General features: G+C 36.1%; 18 protein-coding genes. 5 read left to right on the top strand and 13 right to left on the bottom strand.

Features of this window, described 5'->3' with window-relative positions:
• Nucleotides 1–11: 11 nt before the first annotated feature.
• The 10 genes from EW028_RS04685 to EW028_RS04640 form a co-directional block, all read right to left on the bottom strand.
• Nucleotides 12–1,343 (bottom strand): SPFH domain-containing protein, encoded by a 1,332-nt coding sequence (locus tag EW028_RS04685; RefSeq protein ID WP_112118514.1) that lies wholly within the window; start codon nt 1,341–1,343, stop codon nt 12–14.
• Between the two features lie 162 nt (nt 1,344–1,505).
• A complete protein-coding gene (locus EW028_RS04680; RefSeq protein ID WP_131520076.1) occupies nt 1,506–1,880 on the bottom strand; it encodes a DUF423 domain-containing protein in 375 nt (124 codons plus the stop codon).
• 11 nt (nt 1,881–1,891) lie between these two features.
• Complete coding sequence (locus EW028_RS04675) at nt 1,892–2,317, bottom strand: acyl-CoA thioesterase (protein ID WP_004225136.1); 426 nt, start codon at nt 2,315–2,317, stop codon at nt 1,892–1,894.
• A gap of 427 nt (nt 2,318–2,744) precedes the next feature.
• Nucleotides 2,745–3,209 (bottom strand): STAS/SEC14 domain-containing protein, encoded by a 465-nt coding sequence (locus tag EW028_RS04670; protein WP_131520075.1) that lies wholly within the window; start codon nt 3,207–3,209, stop codon nt 2,745–2,747.
• A 253-nt stretch (nt 3,210–3,462) separates the two neighbouring features.
• Nucleotides 3,463–3,651: a hypothetical protein gene (locus EW028_RS04665; RefSeq protein WP_054550360.1), complete on the bottom strand. Its 189-nt coding sequence runs from the start codon at nt 3,649–3,651 to the stop codon at nt 3,463–3,465.
• Nucleotides 3,652–3,762: 111 nt separating this feature from the next.
• Nucleotides 3,763–3,951, bottom strand: a complete 189-nt coding sequence (locus EW028_RS04660) for a hypothetical protein (protein WP_131520074.1) — start codon at nt 3,949–3,951, stop codon at nt 3,763–3,765.
• Between the two features lie 570 nt (nt 3,952–4,521).
• Nucleotides 4,522–4,767 carry a DUF3953 domain-containing protein gene (locus tag EW028_RS04655; protein ID WP_131520073.1) on the bottom strand — a complete coding sequence of 82 codons (246 nt, stop codon included), beginning with the start codon at nt 4,765–4,767 and terminating at the stop codon, nt 4,522–4,524.
• A gap of 214 nt (nt 4,768–4,981) precedes the next feature.
• Complete coding sequence (locus EW028_RS04650; protein WP_131520072.1) at nt 4,982–5,371, bottom strand: VOC family protein; 390 nt, start codon at nt 5,369–5,371, stop codon at nt 4,982–4,984.
• 668 nt (nt 5,372–6,039) lie between these two features.
• Nucleotides 6,040–6,597, bottom strand: a complete 558-nt coding sequence (locus EW028_RS04645; protein WP_103118266.1) for a hypothetical protein — start codon at nt 6,595–6,597, stop codon at nt 6,040–6,042.
• 265 nt (nt 6,598–6,862) lie between these two features.
• Nucleotides 6,863–7,543 (bottom strand): TraR/DksA C4-type zinc finger protein, encoded by a 681-nt coding sequence (locus tag EW028_RS04640; RefSeq protein WP_131520392.1) that lies wholly within the window; start codon nt 7,541–7,543, stop codon nt 6,863–6,865.
• A 235-nt stretch (nt 7,544–7,778) separates the two neighbouring features.
• Here EW028_RS04640 and EW028_RS04635 point away from each other — a divergent pair, with 235 nt between their 5' ends.
• The 5 genes from EW028_RS04635 to EW028_RS04610 all read left to right on the top strand — a co-directional run bounded on the left by EW028_RS04635 (nt 7,779) and on the right by EW028_RS04610 (nt 12,677).
• Nucleotides 7,779–8,408, top strand: coding sequence for a LysE family translocator (locus EW028_RS04635; RefSeq protein ID WP_131520071.1), 630 nt, complete (start codon nt 7,779–7,781; stop codon nt 8,406–8,408).
• A 74-nt stretch (nt 8,409–8,482) separates the two neighbouring features.
• Entirely contained in the window at nt 8,483–9,715 is a 1,233-nt protein-coding gene (locus tag EW028_RS04630; protein ID WP_131520070.1) for an MFS transporter, read from the top strand.
• Nucleotides 9,716–10,618: 903 nt separating this feature from the next.
• Nucleotides 10,619–10,957, top strand: a complete 339-nt coding sequence (locus EW028_RS04625; protein ID WP_048392571.1) for a hypothetical protein — start codon at nt 10,619–10,621, stop codon at nt 10,955–10,957.
• A 380-nt stretch (nt 10,958–11,337) separates the two neighbouring features.
• Nucleotides 11,338–11,727 (top strand): spore coat protein, encoded by a 390-nt coding sequence (locus EW028_RS04620; RefSeq protein WP_131520069.1) that lies wholly within the window; start codon nt 11,338–11,340, stop codon nt 11,725–11,727.
• Nucleotides 11,728–12,494: 767 nt separating this feature from the next.
• Entirely contained in the window at nt 12,495–12,677 is a 183-nt protein-coding gene (locus tag EW028_RS04610) for a hypothetical protein (RefSeq protein ID WP_131520067.1), read from the top strand.
• 119 nt (nt 12,678–12,796) lie between these two features.
• Here EW028_RS04610 and EW028_RS04605 read toward each other — a convergent pair whose 3' ends face one another.
• The 3 genes from EW028_RS04605 to EW028_RS04600 form a co-directional block, all read right to left on the bottom strand.
• Complete coding sequence (locus tag EW028_RS04605) at nt 12,797–16,927, bottom strand: chitobiase/beta-hexosaminidase C-terminal domain-containing protein (RefSeq protein WP_131520066.1); 4,131 nt, start codon at nt 16,925–16,927, stop codon at nt 12,797–12,799.
• 63 nt (nt 16,928–16,990) lie between these two features.
• Nucleotides 16,991–17,116 carry a hypothetical protein gene (locus EW028_RS25790; RefSeq protein WP_255501574.1) on the bottom strand — a complete coding sequence of 42 codons (126 nt, stop codon included), beginning with the start codon at nt 17,114–17,116 and terminating at the stop codon, nt 16,991–16,993.
• 730 nt (nt 17,117–17,846) lie between these two features.
• Complete coding sequence (locus tag EW028_RS04600; protein WP_131520065.1) at nt 17,847–18,356, bottom strand: ClbS/DfsB family four-helix bundle protein; 510 nt, start codon at nt 18,354–18,356, stop codon at nt 17,847–17,849.
• Nucleotides 18,357–18,724: the final 368 nt, after the last annotated feature.

Below are 18,724 nucleotides of genomic sequence, written 5' to 3'. Positions count from 1 at the left end.
TCATCATCTCCTTACTTGACATCCTTTTCATCAAAAACATCGCCGCATTCTGGACAGAATTTAGGCGGATTGGCAGGGTCCTCTGGTGCCCACCCACATTTATCGCATGCATAGAGTAAAGCACCAGCTGGTTTTTTAGAGCCACACTCGCTACAAAACTTTCCTTTATTCACCGCTCCACATGTACATGTCCAGCCCTCTTCCGCTGGTTTTGCTGCACCGCAATTTGAACAGAATTTCCCTGTGTTGTCATGACCACATGCACATGTCCATGTACCAGGTGCTTTGGCTGATTGATTTTGCATCGCAGCCTGAGCCATTTGCGCTTGCTTATTTTGCTCATTCATTTGATAAAGCTGACCAGCATTGACTCCACCTGCTTGTGCAGCCATATTCATCCCCATAAAGCCTGCCATAGCGCCACCATCATTGTTAGCAGCTGCAATCATCGCTTCTGCCTGAGCGCCTGTTAAATGGGCAGCAGCCATACCTGGATCACGCATCACCGCATTGCGTTGTAGTTGTTTTATCATCGCTTCGTCTTCCTCAGAAGCCTTTAGGGTACTAATCCCAAATGACACAACAGCTAAACCACGTGTAGCAAGCCACTTTTCTGATAATACCTTATTGAGTGCGTCTGCTAACGCAACCGTATGCGCAGGTATTTCACTATAACGAACGCCACTTGCTGAAATTTGTGCAAAGGCTGGCTGTAACGCTGTCATTAATTCTGATTTTAACTGGCTATCAATGGCCTCTCGCGTATATTCACGCTCTACATTTCCACATACATTTGTATAGAATAATAACGGATCAATGATTCTATAAGAATACTCACCATGACAACGAATGGCAATGTCGATATCTAATCCGATATTACGATCAATCACACGGAATGGAATTGGTGCGGGAGTACCATATTTATTGCCAACAATCTCCTTTTTATTAAAATAATAAACTCGCTGATCTTTAGCAGGTTCTCCACCAAATGTAAAACGCTTGCCTATCTGTTTAAATGTTTCCATAATGCCATGAGATAAATCTGAACCATACATAATCGAAGGCTCTGTAGATGTATCATAGACATATTCCCCAGCTTCTGAAGAAAACTCTACAACCTTCCCCTGTTCAACAATCATCATACATTGCCCTTCATTGATGGCAATAATCGAGCCATTGCTAATAATGTTGTCATTTCCTTTATTTGAACCTCGTTTAGAAGTGCGTTTAATACCCTTAGTTACTAGAACATCTGAGGATAATGCCTCACAATAAAAATATTCACGCCATTGATCCTCTAAAACACCTGTTAATGCCCCAACGCCTGCTTTCAATAAACCCATAAATATTCCCACCTTCACATTGATGTTTAGCTTATTTTAACATCTCTTCATACTATGTAATACGCAAAATCAGACAAATTGTTTCATTTTCTTCCTATCAACTAAAAAACGAGAAGCGCCAATGATATAAATCATCAGAACGTTCTCGTTACTTTTTCTGAATTAGGATAAGGCAGCTACTATAACAAGCACCCACGCAACAATAAATAACATGCCACCAATTGGCGTAATCGCACCTAGCTTTTTCACACCTGTCACGGCTAGCACATATAAACTACCAGAGAAGAATACAATCCCTGTAAACATTAAGTAGCCTGCCCAGGAAAGCAAACTAGAGCTTCCTAAAAATGCAGCATTGGATAGAATGCCAAGGGCTAGAATCCCTAAGGCATGATACATCTGATATTGCACAGCCGTTTCCCAAATGGCTGCATAATGCGGTGAGGCAAACTTATCCTTGAGTGCATGTGCACCAAAAGCACCTAAAACAACACCAAGAGCTGCCAAAATAGCGCCTAAAGCTATAAACATTTCCATCTATTGTTCTCCTATTTTGCCTCGACGGCAATTTCTTTATATTTGGCATCCCAAGCTGGGTCAATCTTACTTAATGATACCGGTCGCAATGTATCCTTATGCGCAAGAATATGTACGGATTGAGCTGTGGCTGCTACCGTGCCATCCTCATGTAAAATTTCATAGCCATACGTCGTTCGTAAACGATCATGCTTTTCTACCCAAGTGCGCACCGTTGCCACTTGTCCATAATGCATGGCTGCTTTATACGAAATCGATAAATCCATCACTGGCGATACATAGCCATCTTTTTCTAAGGCAGCATACTCAAAGCCTGCATCACTTACAAGCTGGGTACGCCCAATTTCCATCCAAATAATATAGTTCGCATGGTACACCACGCCCATTTGGTCTGTCTCTGCGTACCGTATTTCAATCTGTTTCTCACTTACAAACATTTTCTTCACCTCGTCCTACATTATAGCGTAAAAATGTTGATTTGGTGGGGTTTTTGCTCTAAGGAAATTGGAACGGTGAAAAATAGAGCATTACTTTTCTTGGTATTTAAAATAAATATTGATTTTTCTAATATAAATTTTTATTCCATATAAACACTTTTAAGTGGGGTACTATTCGGGGTACCACTTTATGAATAATTATTAAATAAACATGCACGAGCAGGTACAAAACAACCAACAAAAACACCAAGTACTCATTTGAGCGCCCGGTTATTTGTTTATTGTTTCTGGAGTTTTATCAAAATTAAAGCCTTTAAACGATACAATTCTTAAAGAACCTGAAACTGTTTTTTCTACATATGGAACTTTGCTACACAGTCTAGGTTCCAGCCATGTCATATCTCTTTCTGCCTTTAGATAAAGACTATTATTTTGTATACTCAACCAACCATTTGAATGCCAGTTCGTAATTATCGAAAAATTCAACAGACTCTTTTGTGTTGGATTGTTTTAAATGGTTCATTATCTCTCCCTCTTCAAGGAGAAACGCAATTGCTTTGCTGTGTTTTAGCATTGTTTTATTCAAGAACTTATCTTTCCATTCTTTTTGAACAGAAAAATGAGCTGGGATGTATCCTTTTCTATCTACCAATAATTTGTATTCTCTACCTTCAGAAATAAACTGTTGACAAATCTTTTCAAAATCATTAAACCAATCATGAACGTCTTCAATTTTTATTTGACCTAACAGGTGGGTAACGATTATATCTCCTGAAACTTCGGTGTTGACATTTTTTACCATCAACTTAGAATCATCTCCCTCGGTTTCTATTATGCATGAAAACCATATAAACTCAACGCTTACATTACCCCGCCTGCCGTTTACTTGCACTTTATAAAACTATATTCTGATTTAGACAATAAAATAACGCTAGGCTTCTGGTTCCTTGCCCAATTTAGTTATCCATAAGAATCCCTAAACTGCTCAAAAGTGTATTTGTTCTCGTTCTTTATAGCGTCCATGAGAAAAAAGACAAAATAAAAAGCCATTCAAAATGAATGGCTCAATTACAAACTTAGTATTAAATTATTGCCCTAAAAAATATGACTTAGCTTGCCAACAATTTTGTTAGTGGCACTAAGATTTATTGTAATCGCTCTAAATCCTGATATTCTTTCATATAAGGACCATCTTCTGCAACAAATGAATGATACAATGCCTTTACTGCGAAATTTTTCTCTAAACCCATTTCAGATTTTAGCTTTTTTAATTCATCATGCAATGTTCGATGTTCATTTATAAGCTTTAGCATAACTGTCTTATTATATTTCATTACATCCGCCCTTTTTGTTTACAACATGAAAGCTATAATACACTATTTTCACTTATAATCGCAAGTACAGCCTTGAAAGAAGCAACAGCTGATTGTGTATATTCGGTCTTACTATACCTCACCATTACATTTTTTCTTCCACTCTTCATAACGCATAAAAGGCAATGTGACGGTTGGTGGCTTAACCTCTTTGTACGCTTTGGTGAAAGCTTGAATGTAAGTTAGTCCTAAGACAGTCAATACAAGAGGCCAATTGCCTTTGGTAGGTATCGTCCATGTAGTCTCTGCCTCGTTCGTCATTCAGGTAACTTCCATTCACCATATAAATCGTATGGCAACGGCACTGTTTATCTATGGAAGCAATTCTCTATCATCTCGGTGCTTTCGATTTCCACTTACCATAGTGATAGTAACCATCTATATTGCTTTCTGACCATCTAACTACGAACCCTCGTATCAAGTGATGACAACCAGACTGTAGAGAGCCGTGCTGTTTTGGTCGCCTGTTCCTCAATGGCTAGATCAACTTGACCTCACTCAACCACCTTCTGTTCGGGCGACAACAATTCCTTTCTTTCTAGTCCATCCCATCACATTTTCGATTCTAATGGCCCTGTCTGTATAGCTTTCTCCAGCTTGTAAACTCTGTGCTATCTCGATGTTTATGCGCCTGATAATGTTGTTCCTATAAGGTTCAAAGACTTCGAGTAACATCAAGTCCGAAAACCAAGAGTTTTCTTTATTATTGGAGGTTCTACTCAAGCGAGTATACGAACTTGGCGATATGGAGGCCATTTAGGCAGACATTATCGATAAAAATGGTCAGTTACTCGAAAATGGAAGATTAAATATCAAGGTATTTACAACTCCTTAACTTTGGTCATATAAAGCTGTGAATTGATACATTGAGAGATAAACCGCAAATAAAAATAACCCGATTAATAACCAACCATAAACTTTTCTCTCGCTCTGAAATGCTTCAATTCCTTTAGTTAACATGAATAAACCTGAGAAGAATACTATTAAAAAAATCAGATCGTAATCACGTGTTATAAGTAGGTAAGCTGAAAGAGAGACAGTAATGATAGCAAAAACAATTTGTAAAATGTTAAGCATAATATTCCACTCCTCTTTAACTATCATAACAAAAAAAGAAGTCGTGGAAATGATTGTAAATATCTAACCTTAAAATTTATTAAGATACCTAATCTCTTAAAAATTATGGACCGGCCGTGTATGTCTTGCCTCGCACATGTTTGTGAGGCGCAGGTCGTTCTTCGTTCTGTCTTTCCCTAATATTTAGATTTTTAATTGAAGTTCAATCATTTTTTTAAGATACTTCTTTGCAAATCATTAATAAATTCCCATCAAGATCTTTAAACACAAAATAAAAATTATCCTGAATCTCTGTAACAAGCTCAACATTATTTTCTTTCATAAATTGATAAGCAGCTTGAATATCATCGGTTAAAAGCTGAATTGATGGAACTTGGAAAGTGGAAATATCACCATCATCTTTTCTCCACTTTGGCATGGAATCTAAAATTAATCCAGCTGTACCTTTCATGGGTGCCACGAATAAATGTCCAAAATATTCTTCTCCCCCTTCCAAACCAAGTATTTTTCTGTACCATTCTTTTGCTTTCTCTAGGTTACGAACTGGAACAAACACACCGCCGATTTGGTTTTTAATTGGTGATCTATAATCAGGTGTAGTCACAATACTTCCTCCTTTAATAATTTATTTTCACTTTGGAATTCTACTTTTTCAATTCAACGTTATTTTCTACTATTCCTTCTTGCACTAACCTATATTATTTCTTGTCATTAGATAACAATGTAGAGATTTAAATACTGCATAATATAAGAAAATTACATAGTAAATAAAAAAGCCGCAGCGTCATCACACGTTACAGCTTATATTTTTATATTTATTTAAAACCTTAATCCACAATATCAATACTTTTTTTCCTCTTTTACTAGTGTCGTAAGTATAAAACGGTCTCCAGTAGCCATTTCAATCCCTGTACTTGCCCCACCCCCGCCAGCGAAATTGTCTACAATGATTTCTCTGATTAAGCTTAATTGTATGGAAGAGTCTGGGCTGTGTTATTATTTATATTCATTTATGCTCTCCCTAACTTATAACCATTATTAGGGTAAAACTTCACAATATATTTTTCATCATTATCACTTCTCACCCAATCATAACCTAGCAGCTAAAGGGAGAACTACTTGATACTCACTAATAAAAAACACCCTATTTTAAACTGCACCCCAATTGTTAGACACAATGTAACAATTGGGGTGCAGTTCACTTTCAAATTTCAAAACCAATCTATAAATGCAAAAAGCCACACCTATTAGATGTGACTCGCAATAAAAGCTTTATGCTAATCTTAAAATGACAATAGACGCGCTGATAACTAGAATGTCAGGAATAACTAAATTTAATAAAGCTGTTGGGTTTGGATGAATATTTCTCAAAGTAAGAACATCCGATGAATTTAAAGTCGTTATTACTTGACCATTTTCCAAGTTACCAGAATTGTCTCCATAATTGGAACCGGCTATTTGGTTGTCGCCATTGAAAAGAGCAAATGCATTAGGGCCACCTGTAACAAACACCTCGTAGGTAATAAGATAAATACCCGTTTGATTTATAATGATAGGTGCTGTTCCTGGTACATGTGTTACAAACCCTGCAGGAGTAATATTACCATTTGTATTGAAAGTAACGGAACCATTATTCGGGATACCTGGTTGAGCAGTGGTATCATAAATATAAGCAAACCCTGGAAGACCTGTACCTAAAGGTTCTTGTGGTACCTGTACTCCTTGATGGATATTTTTGTTATTACAACTTTCTTCACAATCATCATGAATTCTGCTAATTCTTTTATTAGTTGGTTCCTTTTCACTTCTATTAAAATTGTCGAAACCCATTTTATCATCCTCCTTGTTTTTACATTATTCAATGAAGGGACAAATGAAATAGACAATTTTACTAAACCTTTATGGATTAATTATAAAAAGACCACTATATGAAGTGATCTTTTTAACAAGGAAATAATTTATTTTTCACATATTATTCTTAATAAAACATGTAAACTGGGGTAATATCTTTTCTCTTAAAATATATGGGCTGGCCATGTATGTTTATTAAAGCATTCATTTATAACAATTGCGCCTATCTTTTTAAATCCCACATTTAATCCTCTAAATAATCAAATTTTCTCGCGTGTTCTACTTCCTGAATGGAAACTTGGCGTGTTAATTCATCTGTTTCAGAGATATGGTATGAATCCCATTCGTCATTAACGGCAATTTCTTCAGGATCTTCATATAATTCATCATAATCTTCAAAATCCCCTTCAAAATCGGAAGGTGTTTCAGAAGTTCCATATTTTGCTACAACTTGAAACATATCTTCATAGTCATGAATATCATCCTTGTCATCACGGCCAGCAAAAGAATTGTCAACTGGAGGAAGCATCACTTGCTCTTCAACCGGTCGATCTGTTGGAACGTCTTTTGCAGTATGTTCAATACAAAAAGAGGTATAAGGCAGTGCCACCAATCGATCATATGGGATATCTTGTTGACAAACTTCACATACGCCATAGGAACCATCCTCAATCTTTTGTAAGGCCGTATTTACTTTTGCTAACTCATCAGTGTCATGGACTTTTAACGCCATATCTTTTTCACGCTCGTATAATTCGGTACCCAGATCTGCTGGATGATTATCGATTGTGGACAACTCATCAACAGAATCCCGTAAACTACCTCGTTCTAAATATTCATCATCTGTATCCATTCTTCGTTGGAGCGAGTGTTTTTGCTCAATTAACATATTTTTTAGCTTTGATATCTTCTTCTCATTTAGAATAGTCATCACGTCCTTTTCATTATTATGAACGAATTTGATTGAATTATTTGTTTTAAAGGATAAATTTAAAGACAAAAACGAAACTATATTCTTTGATAAATATGCTATATATAATTAGTTTAGCGTGCGATAAGGACATATTAAATCCGCATGTTTTTTATGCCCTTTTAGATTGTCCTAAAAGTTATGGCCTTCGAATAAAATGCCATTACATTTGATTATTGGAGGCTATTTTATGGATTCTATATTTACCTTTATCTTTTTAGGCATATCAATGGCTGCAACAATTGGACCTGTTAAGACTGTCCTATTGAATACAGGTTTAAAAAATGGCTTTTTTCATGCATGGTTTTTTAGTCTGGGTGCCATAGCAACTGACATTATCTATATGTTTATCGTATATTTTGGAATTGGCCAATTTATCAATTCCATCTGGTTAAAAACAATCCTTTGGTCCTTCGGCTGTTTTGTTCTTTTGTACACCGGTATCGAAAATTTACTATCGCTACATAAAATTGAGATGGATTCGAAAACAGGGAAAAGGACACGACTGAGACAATCCCTCATGACTGGATTTTTCATGTCTTTTTTGAATCCGGTAACCATCCTTTTCTGGCTGGGAATATACGGCTCCATACTCGCAAAAACGGCTGGTATCTCAACAGGGTATGAAATCATTTTGGTGAGTATCGCCATTTTGATGGGCATTATTTTTGTAGATTTTATTTATGCCTTTTTATCCAGTGTCGCTCGAAAATTATTATCTATACAGCTTTTGAAAACGGTCTCTTTTATCTCAGCCTTATTAATGATTGGTTTCGGGATCTACTTTGGGATGCAGGCTTACCAAGTGTTATTCCAATAAACTCACCGACAGCGCATAAAATAAACATGAAAGGAAACCATACCTTTTAAAAGAATATTAGTCGAGGTGTGGTAATGGACCAAGAGAAGGTTAATATAAGTGTCTGGTGTATTGTAAGTTTGACTTCTATTCCGCTCATCATGACACTTGGAAATTCAATGCTTATTCCCGTGCTCCCTATACTGGAGGATAAGGTCGGGATCACATCATTTCAGTCGAGCATGATCATAACAAGCTATTCAGTCGCAGCTATTTTTCTGATCCCCGTAGCTGGCTATTTATCGGACCGCTTCGGCAGAAGAATAGTGATATTACCAAGCTTAATTTTAGCTTTAATCGGTGGTCTGATTGCTGGATTTGCTTCATGGAAAATGGATGACCCCTACGCAATGATTATCGCTGGAAGAATTATTCAGGGAATTGGGGCCGCTGGTGCAATGCCGATCGTAATGCCTCTTGTAGGTGATCTTTACCAGGATGATGACGAAAAAATAAGTTCTACATTAGGGATAATTGAAACGTCTAATACGTTTGGGAAAGTGTTAAGTCCCATTTTAGGATCAATATTTGCTGCGTTTTTATGGTTCCTACCCTTCTTTTCCATTTCAGCACTTAGTTTGATTTCGATTGTACTAATTTTTTTCTTCGTTAAAGCTCCTAAAGATGATGATGAACCATTGAAGCTCAAAGAGTTTTTACGGAATACAAAAAAAGTTTTCAAGGAGGAAGGAAAATGGTTATATACCGTATTCCTTAACGGGGTCCTTGTGATGCTCATATTATTTAGTATGCTATTTTTCTTATCAGAAAACCTCGAAAAAGTTCATGATATAAAAGGGATTAAAAAAGGGTTTGTCCTGGCCATCCCGCTTTTATTACTTTGTATAGCTTCATTTATATCTGGTCGAAAAATTAAAGGAAACCTAGGAAGGATTAAAAAAATAATTATTGCCTCCTTGATTGCAATGTCTGTCAGTATTGTCTTTGTTGGGTTTACAAGTAAAAAACTGATTCTTTTATTAGTCGTTACGAGTATAGTGGGGATTGCTATTGGTGCACTATTGCCTGCACTTGACACAATTATTACTGACAATATTAGAAAAGAGTTAAGAGGAACCGTATCCTCTTTTTACAGCTCGGCACGATTTATAGGGGTTGCAGCAGGTCCTCCTATTATGTCACTTGTCATGAAAAATTATCTTCATGCCAGCTATATTACGGCAGGTGTTTTGGGATTCGTTCTCCTGTTTGTTGTCTTAAAGTTTATCAAAGTAGAAGATATTGAAAAAACTAATGAAATGGCATAAAAATAAAGAGCTTTAGATTGAATGACCTTATTTGAAAGCACATCGTTTATCCAGATCTCATACTAAAATAATTCCGCTTAAAAATACTTTTAGAAATAACTTATAAGAAGTAGTCTCTCGGCTACTTCATCATTTGTTGTCGTACTTGATCATTTCATGAGCTTCCAATAGCACGTATGCTATCCCATCAAACAATCTATGAAGTATTTCAACCTCTCTATCCGCATGCACTATCGAAATGCGCTTTTGCACCATTTCCTTAATTCGATAATTTAATGAATATATACGCCGTTGTAATTCCTTTATACAACTTTTGTGCCCACATGCCTTTGGTAATGTTGATTCAATCACTCCAATTTAGCTATTTTTATCAGCTTTCGTTACTGGCTGCCTTGCCTCCTCGATTGTTTCAGCCATCTTTAGTAACTGTTGTTTGCCCGGTTACATAGTTTCGTCCTCCTAAGTTATCATATACTACGTTTACTAGATTGACTTTAAAGGCATCAACCAATTCGAGCTGTAGCGTCTGCAAACACTACGGCTTTTTTTATGTATCAATTGTAAATTAATGATTGCGTGTATCGCACACCCTTATTCGTTTGTGGGGCTAGTTGACCGTCACGGCCTCTCTCATGTTAGAGTCACTACCAATCCAGCGACACTAGTTTCTTTCCTCATATTGTTCAATAGCTCCACTATTAGATGTTCTACTAAGGTACTATGTCATGAGAAATAGGTTAACCTCCACTTACATACTTCGCATTGCTTACTAAACCAATCCACACTTTTCTTTAATTTATAGAAATGATTGATTAATAAGACTAGAGAGTATACAGAATACTTCATACTATGAAAATATAATCTGCAGATTATACAAATTTTGTTTATTTGGAGGTGAAATAAATGAGTTTAACTACTGGCCCAATTGAAAATACAGGAAATCAACCAGCTAATGCAGCTAGTGTTCGTGTCAAAATTCTTAACCTTACGGGAGGTTTATTAACTGGCGTAGTAAGAGTTTTTCGACTAGATGGGTCAAGACAATTATTATCAACAACTCCTTTTGCCGCTATTGCCAATGGTTCTACTTTTGTAACGCCTGGTGTAGTTGGAGCTCAATATGAAGTTGAAATTATTCCAAATCAAAATGGTGGAATATATAGCGTTTATGGACGAACAGCTTCAGGTGTAATTATTGCTGCCCAACGGTTTGTGAACTCCGAATTAACACAGATTCTTTAGAATTTAATGTTAAGATTATAAAAGAGGCTGGGACAAAAAGAAAAAATGTTAGACCAAGATATAATTGGTCTAACATTTTTTTGATTTAGGAAGGCATATTTAACTACTTGAAGTGAAAAAGTTAATATCTATTTTTATTATTTTTCAATATAATCGAGTTATGTCCCAGCCTCTTTCCATATTCATTCATTTACCCCCAGCTTGTCACTCCTTGAACTTCAAATTGTCCAGTTAATCCCCATGCATATCCCTATTTCACCCCTACTATTAGCTCCTAATGATTTCAGACCAGAAACTATTCTTCACTCTCCCCTCCTCAACGTCCAAACAACTGTATTTGATATGAATAAGATATTTAGAGAATAGGAGGTGACTATAAAATGGCATCATTTGAAATTGGGGCAAGAGGTCTTTTCAATTTTCGAAACGAACGCTTTTTCGTATTAGTTGAAGATGAAATTACAATTCCAGAAAAAGGTGTGGAGATTGATCCAGTTAATATCTATGAGATTGACCAACAAACTTTTGATTTTATCAGAGATGAAGGAGATACACCTTTAGTTGTACCACGTTTCAATCTTCCTCCTGTACCACCTGGATTTGAATTAGAACGAAAATGTATTTTTACAGTTGATAATTCATACTTTGTGATCTATGAATTAGAAAATGGCACTGATAACTTTGTTATTTTAAGAATCAGTGCTGCTTTATTTAACTCATTGAGAAATGCTGGTGTTCGTGAATGTATTCCTCAAAATTTTATTAATTAATAAAAAAATTATTATATTTATAGTAATGTTCAGCAAGAATCCTCTTCCTTGCTGAACATTTTATTCAAAGTGTACAGTAAAGTTTCTTTGTTTTTATGACACTCACCAATAAACATAGAATAGGTTAACTAAAAATACATTTTGTGTTAACCTATATACATACCATTATTTGGAGGTGTGTGTGTTGACTGACAAAAATAAAATATTACTTAGTTCGGTTGGCAGTTTGGCTTTATTTACTTTAGGAGGATACAGGATATTCACTAACAACTTAGAAGCTATGTCCATACTAGTAGCCTATATTTTCTTTATTTGTGGAGTTATAGGCTTTGTTTTTAATGTAGTAAGGTTGTCAAAAACCCCACGTACTTAGCATTGCTTCGTTGCAATGCTTTTTTCGTTTGCCATAGTCATTCATTCTTTCATCTGCACAAAAGTATGATTTAGTCGGGTTTTTGCTCTAAGGAAATTGGAACGGTGAAAAATAGAGGGATGCTTTTCTTGATAGTTAAAATAAATAGCGATTTTTCTAACATGATATTCACTACCATCTAAACTTCTATAAATCCTTTTAAGTGCGGTATACTTATAAATAATTTTATACATTAAGCATGAGTAGTTACTTTTATACATACAATGCGTCCCTGATTTACCTCCAACTGAAATAATTGTATGGAAAGAAAGGTTGGATGCTAATCTTTGATTAAAAGAAACTGCTTTGGGAGTGGAGTAAAAATTAGTACTTATTTAAATAAGGGGATGATCGATTGAAATATATTTCTGGTTTGATTGGATTTATTTTTATTGCCTTTGGCAGTTTACTAATGAATATCACTGAAAATGGAGAGACATTTACAAATGTAACATTAAAGATTTCAGGGTTCTTTGCTTTAATTATCGGTTTAAAATTTATTTTTCCAAATATGGACTTTATAAAAAGTAAAAAATAACCAAGTATTCATATGGACACTTGGTTATTTTTTGATTAATCAACAACTTTCAGTGGTTAATTAGCAAACAACCCAGCACTAAATCAATATAAACTAGTGCTGGATTATTTTTTTAGATACTACTTAAACTCAATTTCCTCTGCCGAAGCCCCTTTCGTATAAGTAATAGTAGCTCCATCGGGTAAATTTCGTATTTCTTTTACATTTTTTCCTTCGATAATAATTTCACCTATTTTCGTACCTTTAAAGTCAATAATCGCATTTCCTTTTTTGGGACTAATCGTTACTGTTTTATTCGCAAATCCTTCCCCATGGAATTCAGCATATTGACTAAACACTGCAATTCCATTTTTAATATTCGTATTTTTCCCTAACGATAGCGAAATACTTGGGCGATTCATGATTAGTTTACCAGTTTTGTAGTTATCAATATTGTATACATCTTCAGGTGTTATTGGAGTTGGTATTTCCTCATTGTCTGCCTTCAAATCAATTTGAACTAATACTGGGTTATGATCTGATGCACGGCCTTGTGCTTCTGTAAAGTTCGCATTTATATGAATCAAATCAATTTCTGTAACGTCAGCAAGCTTATTCGAAACTAAAATATGATCCAAGACTTGATTGTTTCCTTGGAAGAAGTACGTAAAACGATCTTGCTCTGGGGCTTTATCTATCATATTCGTTAAAACATCACCCTTTAACGTTTGAAGAGCTGGTGTGAATTCAAAGTCATTCATGTCCCCTGCTACAATGATATTTAAATCTGGATTAATGGCAAGCCCTTCATCGATAAAGTCATTAATGGCTTGAGCAAGCTGAATACGTTTCTTTACTGATTCTAGCACTGGTGGCTGAGTTGGTCCCCAAAGTGAACCATCTCCACCTTTAGAATTTAGGTGAGCTCCGATAATCACTACACGTTCTTTCTGGAATTCAAATTCGGCTGCAATTGGTTTTCGTGTATCTACAAATTTTGATGGATCAACAAAGCCAGGATTTAAAGCGAGGCTTCCATCTGCTGTCCACGTATTGGTTTGGTCACCCATCCCTTTTGTACCTGACACTAATGAAACACGTTCTGGATTATATAGGTAGCCTACACGAATATTACCGCCAGGTGCACCACCTACTGTATTGTTAATTGGCATGACATCAATCCAATCATACGCAGGACCACCCGCAGCTTTAATTGCATGAATTAATCGCATGTAGCTTTCCGATGCATCTGCATTTCCTGAATCGGTTTGTCCATCATTATCTTGAACTTCGACTAATGTAATAATATCTGGTGATTTCATATTATTCACAAATGTCGCTGCTATTCTGGCTACTTTTTCGTTCGATGTATTGGCAGGATTATTTGAAAAGTTTTCGATATTATAGGAAGCGACATTTAACTTGTCCGCTACTGGTTCAAGATGCGTCACTTCTTGCTGAAGATTCGCTTTTGTCACTTCTGGGAAGACTTTATTTGTGTTCAGTCGATAGCCATCTGTAAAATTCTCTACAAATCCGATAAGGGCATCATTAAAACGATCACCTGAATCATAATTTTTACCAGCTACCCCTTCAAGCATAATTTTTTCTGGGTTATAATCATCGGCCGCTATATTTAAACCACCATTCACATTGAATGTATTATTAGTTGTGCTCGGTACAACAATTGGAGAATCGTTATTATAAATCGGTCCTATTACTCTCGCATCTGGGAATGATACCAGCATATACTCGATAGATTCCCAAAAATCGATGCCATCTTCTTGTGGGTCAAAAATTGCAAAACTATCATTATCGATAATTTTATTTGGTGGCAACAGATCCTCCCCTATCACAAGGGCTTCTGGAGTTCCTGCTGTACCTGTTTTTGTAATATTTGTTGCTGCAATTTGTGTATCTGTCAATCGAGAGTTGCCACCCGCCTCTACTACATTTCCTGAAACGTTAATAACGTCCCCTACTGCTACATTATGTCCTGTCTTATTTACTTTGATAGCAGTTGATTTTACGCCATCAAATGACGACTCGTTTTCTTGCATAATAAAGCTAGTTGAATTTAAAACGAATGTTACAATTCCCGACACATCATTCACTGTTAAATCGACATATGGTGATTTATGGCTTGCCCCTTGAATATCGCTAATCTTGGCATTTTTAGTATCTATAATTTCATAAACAAATGTAGCCATTGCACTGTTCGTTAAACCTTCTTTTACCGCAATCGCTTTAATCGTCATTGGTTTATTAACAAGGATTTCCTCTGTATACTTCGTACTAGCAGTTGTTGGTGTTGAGCCATTCACTGTGAAATAAATCGTTGCACCTTCTGTCACTGTAGAAAGCGAAACCTTCGTGCCAGCTGTTACGCCTCCGACGTGAGAAGCTTTGATATCCTGGACCTTTGTTACATCTTCAATAACGCGAAGAGGGAGCAATTGATGGTTTGTATATTGACCAACAATCCCTGTAATTTCCCCATACGTTTTTCCACTCACTAAACCAGAATCTCTTGTTTTATCGTAAATAGCAAATGGGCCAGCTTCATCAGTTCCTGTAAAGTTTTGACCCGAACCAGTAACGGTCACATTTTTAATTGTAACTAGTTTCGATTCATTGTCTTCTGCCACCTCATTACTTTTAATAAGATGTGGCTCTGGTGTTGTCGAAGGAACAGGCATACCAACAAGTGAAATATTCGTTAATTGCTTTAGACCGCTATATTCATCTACTCTTCCTTGAACCGTCACTCGATCACCGACATTTGCGGCAAGACTATCCACAGGATAAATGGCTATCGCCACCCCATCTTCATCTTGAATGTGGGCTGTAGCCGTTTCTAATTTTGCTGTCACGATCCCTGATACGATAACAGTTTGCCCGATTGCTTTATTACGAGCTTCCGTAATGGATATAACGGTTGGTTCTTCTTTAATTGTATAATTAAAGGAAGCAATGTCACTATCGTCTAGGCCTGTTGCAGTAGCAAATGCTTTTATAGTCATGGCTTCATTTACAACAATCCCCGCTGCTGCATCATAAACCTCACTAGCTACTGACGGTTCAGAACCATCGATTGTGTAATAGATGGTTGCATTTGGGGTATTTGTAGACAATGTTACTTTCGTTCCTGGATAAACTTCCCCTGTTGCTGGTAAAGCCTTAATATTCTCTACTTGTGTTGGCTCATAGTTTGATACTAATTGGAAGCTTTCCGCGCTTAACGTTTTTAATTGATAGGTCCCGTTAAAAGTTGACGCAATCCCTGTCACTGTGATGACATCATTGTTATTGAAGCCATCTGCTTCAAACTGAGAGAACTGATAGCCTGTACGGTTATCATGGCGAATTAACAGCTCGTTATTTGCTGCATCGACTGCTTTAAATTCAAATGTACCATACGTACCAGATGGCGCTAAATCTTTAATCTTCACATTTTCAAGTGTGATTAATCTTCCTTGTGTGCTATCATCCGCAATCGGTAAATTTACTGTCTGCGGTGTAGGTGCCGTCCCTGTAGAAATCCGTTCAATTGTCGGTGAATTAAATTGAACTTCTCCACTATATAAACTAGTTTTCCCTGTGATGCTGACAATATCTCCAACAGCTAAGCTCCCTGCTTCTGCAGAACTAGAGAAGACATATACCCCTGCTGTCTCATCCTGTACATAGAAGGCCTTGCCTCCCCAGCCACCAGGTGTTGTCGTAACCGTCCCTTGAATTTGAACTGTGCGGTCTGTTCCAACAGCTGCACGAGCTTCGGCAATGGTTACTTCAGTCTCGGGAGGATTTGGTTCGGTTGTATCGTCCCCAACAAACTCCATTGAAGTTGGTGATTTTAGCCCTGCATGGTTACTAAAATATTTTTCTAGTGAACCTGTTATTTTAACTTTTTTCCCAAGATTACTTGGGTTAGTAAATAATCCGAAATTGGCTCTATAGGAGCTTGGCAATTGAATATACAGCATTTTCGTGACATCTGTTTCATCTGGTGTATCAGCAATCGCAATATTTGTGTCACTATCTGCTATCACAGAATAAGAAGTTTCACTTTTGGCGAACCCTACTATATATCCCTCTACAGTAACATTACTCTTTACTGCGGTTGGATCAAATTGATTGACCGCTTCCCCCACGCCAATAGCTTCTGTCGTTTCGGCCTTTACAACTGTGAAGTAAGGTGAAATCATAGAGATTACAAGTAAAAATGATAACGCTATTTTGATAACGACATTACATTCATATTTCTTCATTCGCTTAGCTCCTTATGATTTTAGTCTAACATAATCTTTTCCTTAGGTTTTACATGGAAGTTATTATTCAATTACTGTGTTCCCTACAACGGTTAACCCATCTAAAGAGAGGATTACATTCGGCGCATAAATGATTAAATCCCCCGAAATAGTACCTGTACTACCAGATGGCATTAAAGAAATTCGCATTAAAGCTTCTCCAAAATACAGATGATTAGTTTTTTTCGGGTTTAAATATACCCATCATGGCACGATCATTAAATTATTAATCTTTTTATAAAATTGTGGCGAGCGCTGTACATCCTTGTAATTGGTGTTACTACAACCGCTGAAGCTGTTAATGCGTTCAAATACTTGGATTTCCCCACTTACTCATACTTTGCGTAATCCCTCCCTATTCCTGTTTAGTAAGATAAGTTTTAAATCCTCTTAACAAAATTATCGGTAATTATCAAACAATACCAAAATATTGTTTAACATAATAATTTTAACAGAAAAATAATAAATACTTTGTTATTTAATATGAATATTCTAAATTCTATGTAAAATAGTACATATTTATCTTTTACAATAGTCATTTGAATAGTAGTTTTATATTATGTAATTACATTTCCGTATGAATAAAAAGCGCCAATGTACCAGCTTAGCTCTGTCAGCATAAAAAAACTTCACTTTTGTAGAGAAGGACTGACATGGATAAGTGTTATCTTTTCTTAGAGTGGTCACCATAATAGCAGCTCGCTGAAAGATTGTTGCTTGACTGATTCCCTTCCACCTCCTTCATATGAAGCATCGAGATACAGTAAAACGTACCATAACCCATCGCACTTGTTGTCATAGTGGATAATAAAAAGCCCTCCATTTGTGGAAGGCTAAAGTCAATTCGTTTGGTTTGTTATAGTAAGGAACATCTAATCTTTTAAAGGTTCATCTTCTTCCATTTTCGAATTTTGGTTCTGAAATTTGTAAATGGAGCAACTGAGTTAATATGAACCCATTTCCAAACAGGCCAATTAGCTTGTGTTTTTGCCCATCGTCTTTGATCAACTTCAAATAATTCCTTTTCTGAAAGGGTATTTAACCACTCACATAAATGATTGACAGCTTCATTAAGCATTGATTGTTGTTCCTTCAAAGAGTACTCTCCGTATTGTTGATAAAAAGAGTTATACAATCCACTTAGATTATTCCATTTATAGCCTTCTGCAGGTGTATGTACTTCTTCGCCCTTTTGTTCTTTTTGCTCCCAGTGAAGCAAAAGATTTATCCAACCAAGTTGATAAGAAAGATTTTCAGACGGCGTTTTATCAACTTCTTTAATCCGTTTGTTTTTCAAGATTTCTGGTATATCATGAAATTCGGCAATATATTTTTTATACTTTTCGTTAATCGTACTAATCAATTCTTCTTTGTTGGCATACTGTCTCACTCTATTTCCGTCCCTTCCACCTATTTCTTAAGTTCAGTCTAACATAACGCGAATACGCTAATTTTGAAATTTTTTTTAAAAAAGTTGTTATATGGTAAGTGTTACCTTCTATTTTTTCGGTGGATGTATAAGTAACCAAAATTTACACACACTAACCTTGAGTGTATCACCCATAACGAGTGAAACAGAGAGTTTTATTACGTTCTTCTTTTCTTATGTGTGATGATTAATAATAGAGGTGCTTGAAGTGACTACATTCGGAAAATGCTTATATATCGCATTCTTTATCATTATTTTTTTATTTACAACCATTTGGAATTATAGTAAAAATGGTCATTGGGCTTTGCTAGAAAATTTATTCTTTGCCT

Source organism: Lysinibacillus sp. OL1, assembly GCF_004332175.1.
Lineage (GTDB): Bacteria > Bacillota > Bacilli > Bacillales_A > Planococcaceae > Lysinibacillus > Lysinibacillus capsici.
Note: the sequence above shows the minus strand (reverse complement) of the source record. Positions and strands in the feature narration are given on the sequence as shown.

Bases quoted from the DNA above. Each gene is read 5' to 3' on its own strand.
- EW028_RS25790 (WP_255501574.1), bottom strand. From the start codon at position 17,116: ATGCGAATTTCTTTAATGCCATCTGGTAGTACAGGTACTATTTCGGGG.
- EW028_RS04645 (WP_103118266.1), bottom strand. From the start codon at position 6,597: ATGGGTTTCGACAATTTTAATAGAAGTGAAAAGGAACCAACTAATAAA.
- EW028_RS04665 (WP_054550360.1), bottom strand. From the start codon at position 3,651: ATGAAATATAATAAGACAGTTATGCTAAAGCTTATAAATGAACATCGA.
- EW028_RS04635 (WP_131520071.1), top strand. From the start codon at position 7,779: ATGGATTCTATATTTACCTTTATCTTTTTAGGCATATCAATGGCTGCA.
- EW028_RS04685 (WP_112118514.1), bottom strand. From the start codon at position 1,343: ATGGGTTTATTGAAAGCAGGCGTTGGGGCATTAACAGGTGTTTTAGAG.
- EW028_RS04620 (WP_131520069.1), top strand. From the start codon at position 11,338: ATGGCATCATTTGAAATTGGGGCAAGAGGTCTTTTCAATTTTCGAAAC.
- EW028_RS04625 (WP_048392571.1), top strand. From the start codon at position 10,619: ATGAGTTTAACTACTGGCCCAATTGAAAATACAGGAAATCAACCAGCT.
- EW028_RS04655 (WP_131520073.1), bottom strand. From the start codon at position 4,767: ATGCTTAACATTTTACAAATTGTTTTTGCTATCATTACTGTCTCTCTT.
- EW028_RS04605 (WP_131520066.1), bottom strand. From the start codon at position 16,927: ATGAAGAAATATGAATGTAATGTCGTTATCAAAATAGCGTTATCATTT.
- EW028_RS04680 (WP_131520076.1), bottom strand. From the start codon at position 1,880: ATGGAAATGTTTATAGCTTTAGGCGCTATTTTGGCAGCTCTTGGTGTT.
- EW028_RS04660 (WP_131520074.1), bottom strand. From the start codon at position 3,951: ATGACGAACGAGGCAGAGACTACATGGACGATACCTACCAAAGGCAAT.
- EW028_RS04675 (WP_004225136.1), bottom strand. From the start codon at position 2,317: ATGTTTGTAAGTGAGAAACAGATTGAAATACGGTACGCAGAGACAGAC.
- EW028_RS04630 (WP_131520070.1), top strand. From the start codon at position 8,483: ATGGACCAAGAGAAGGTTAATATAAGTGTCTGGTGTATTGTAAGTTTG.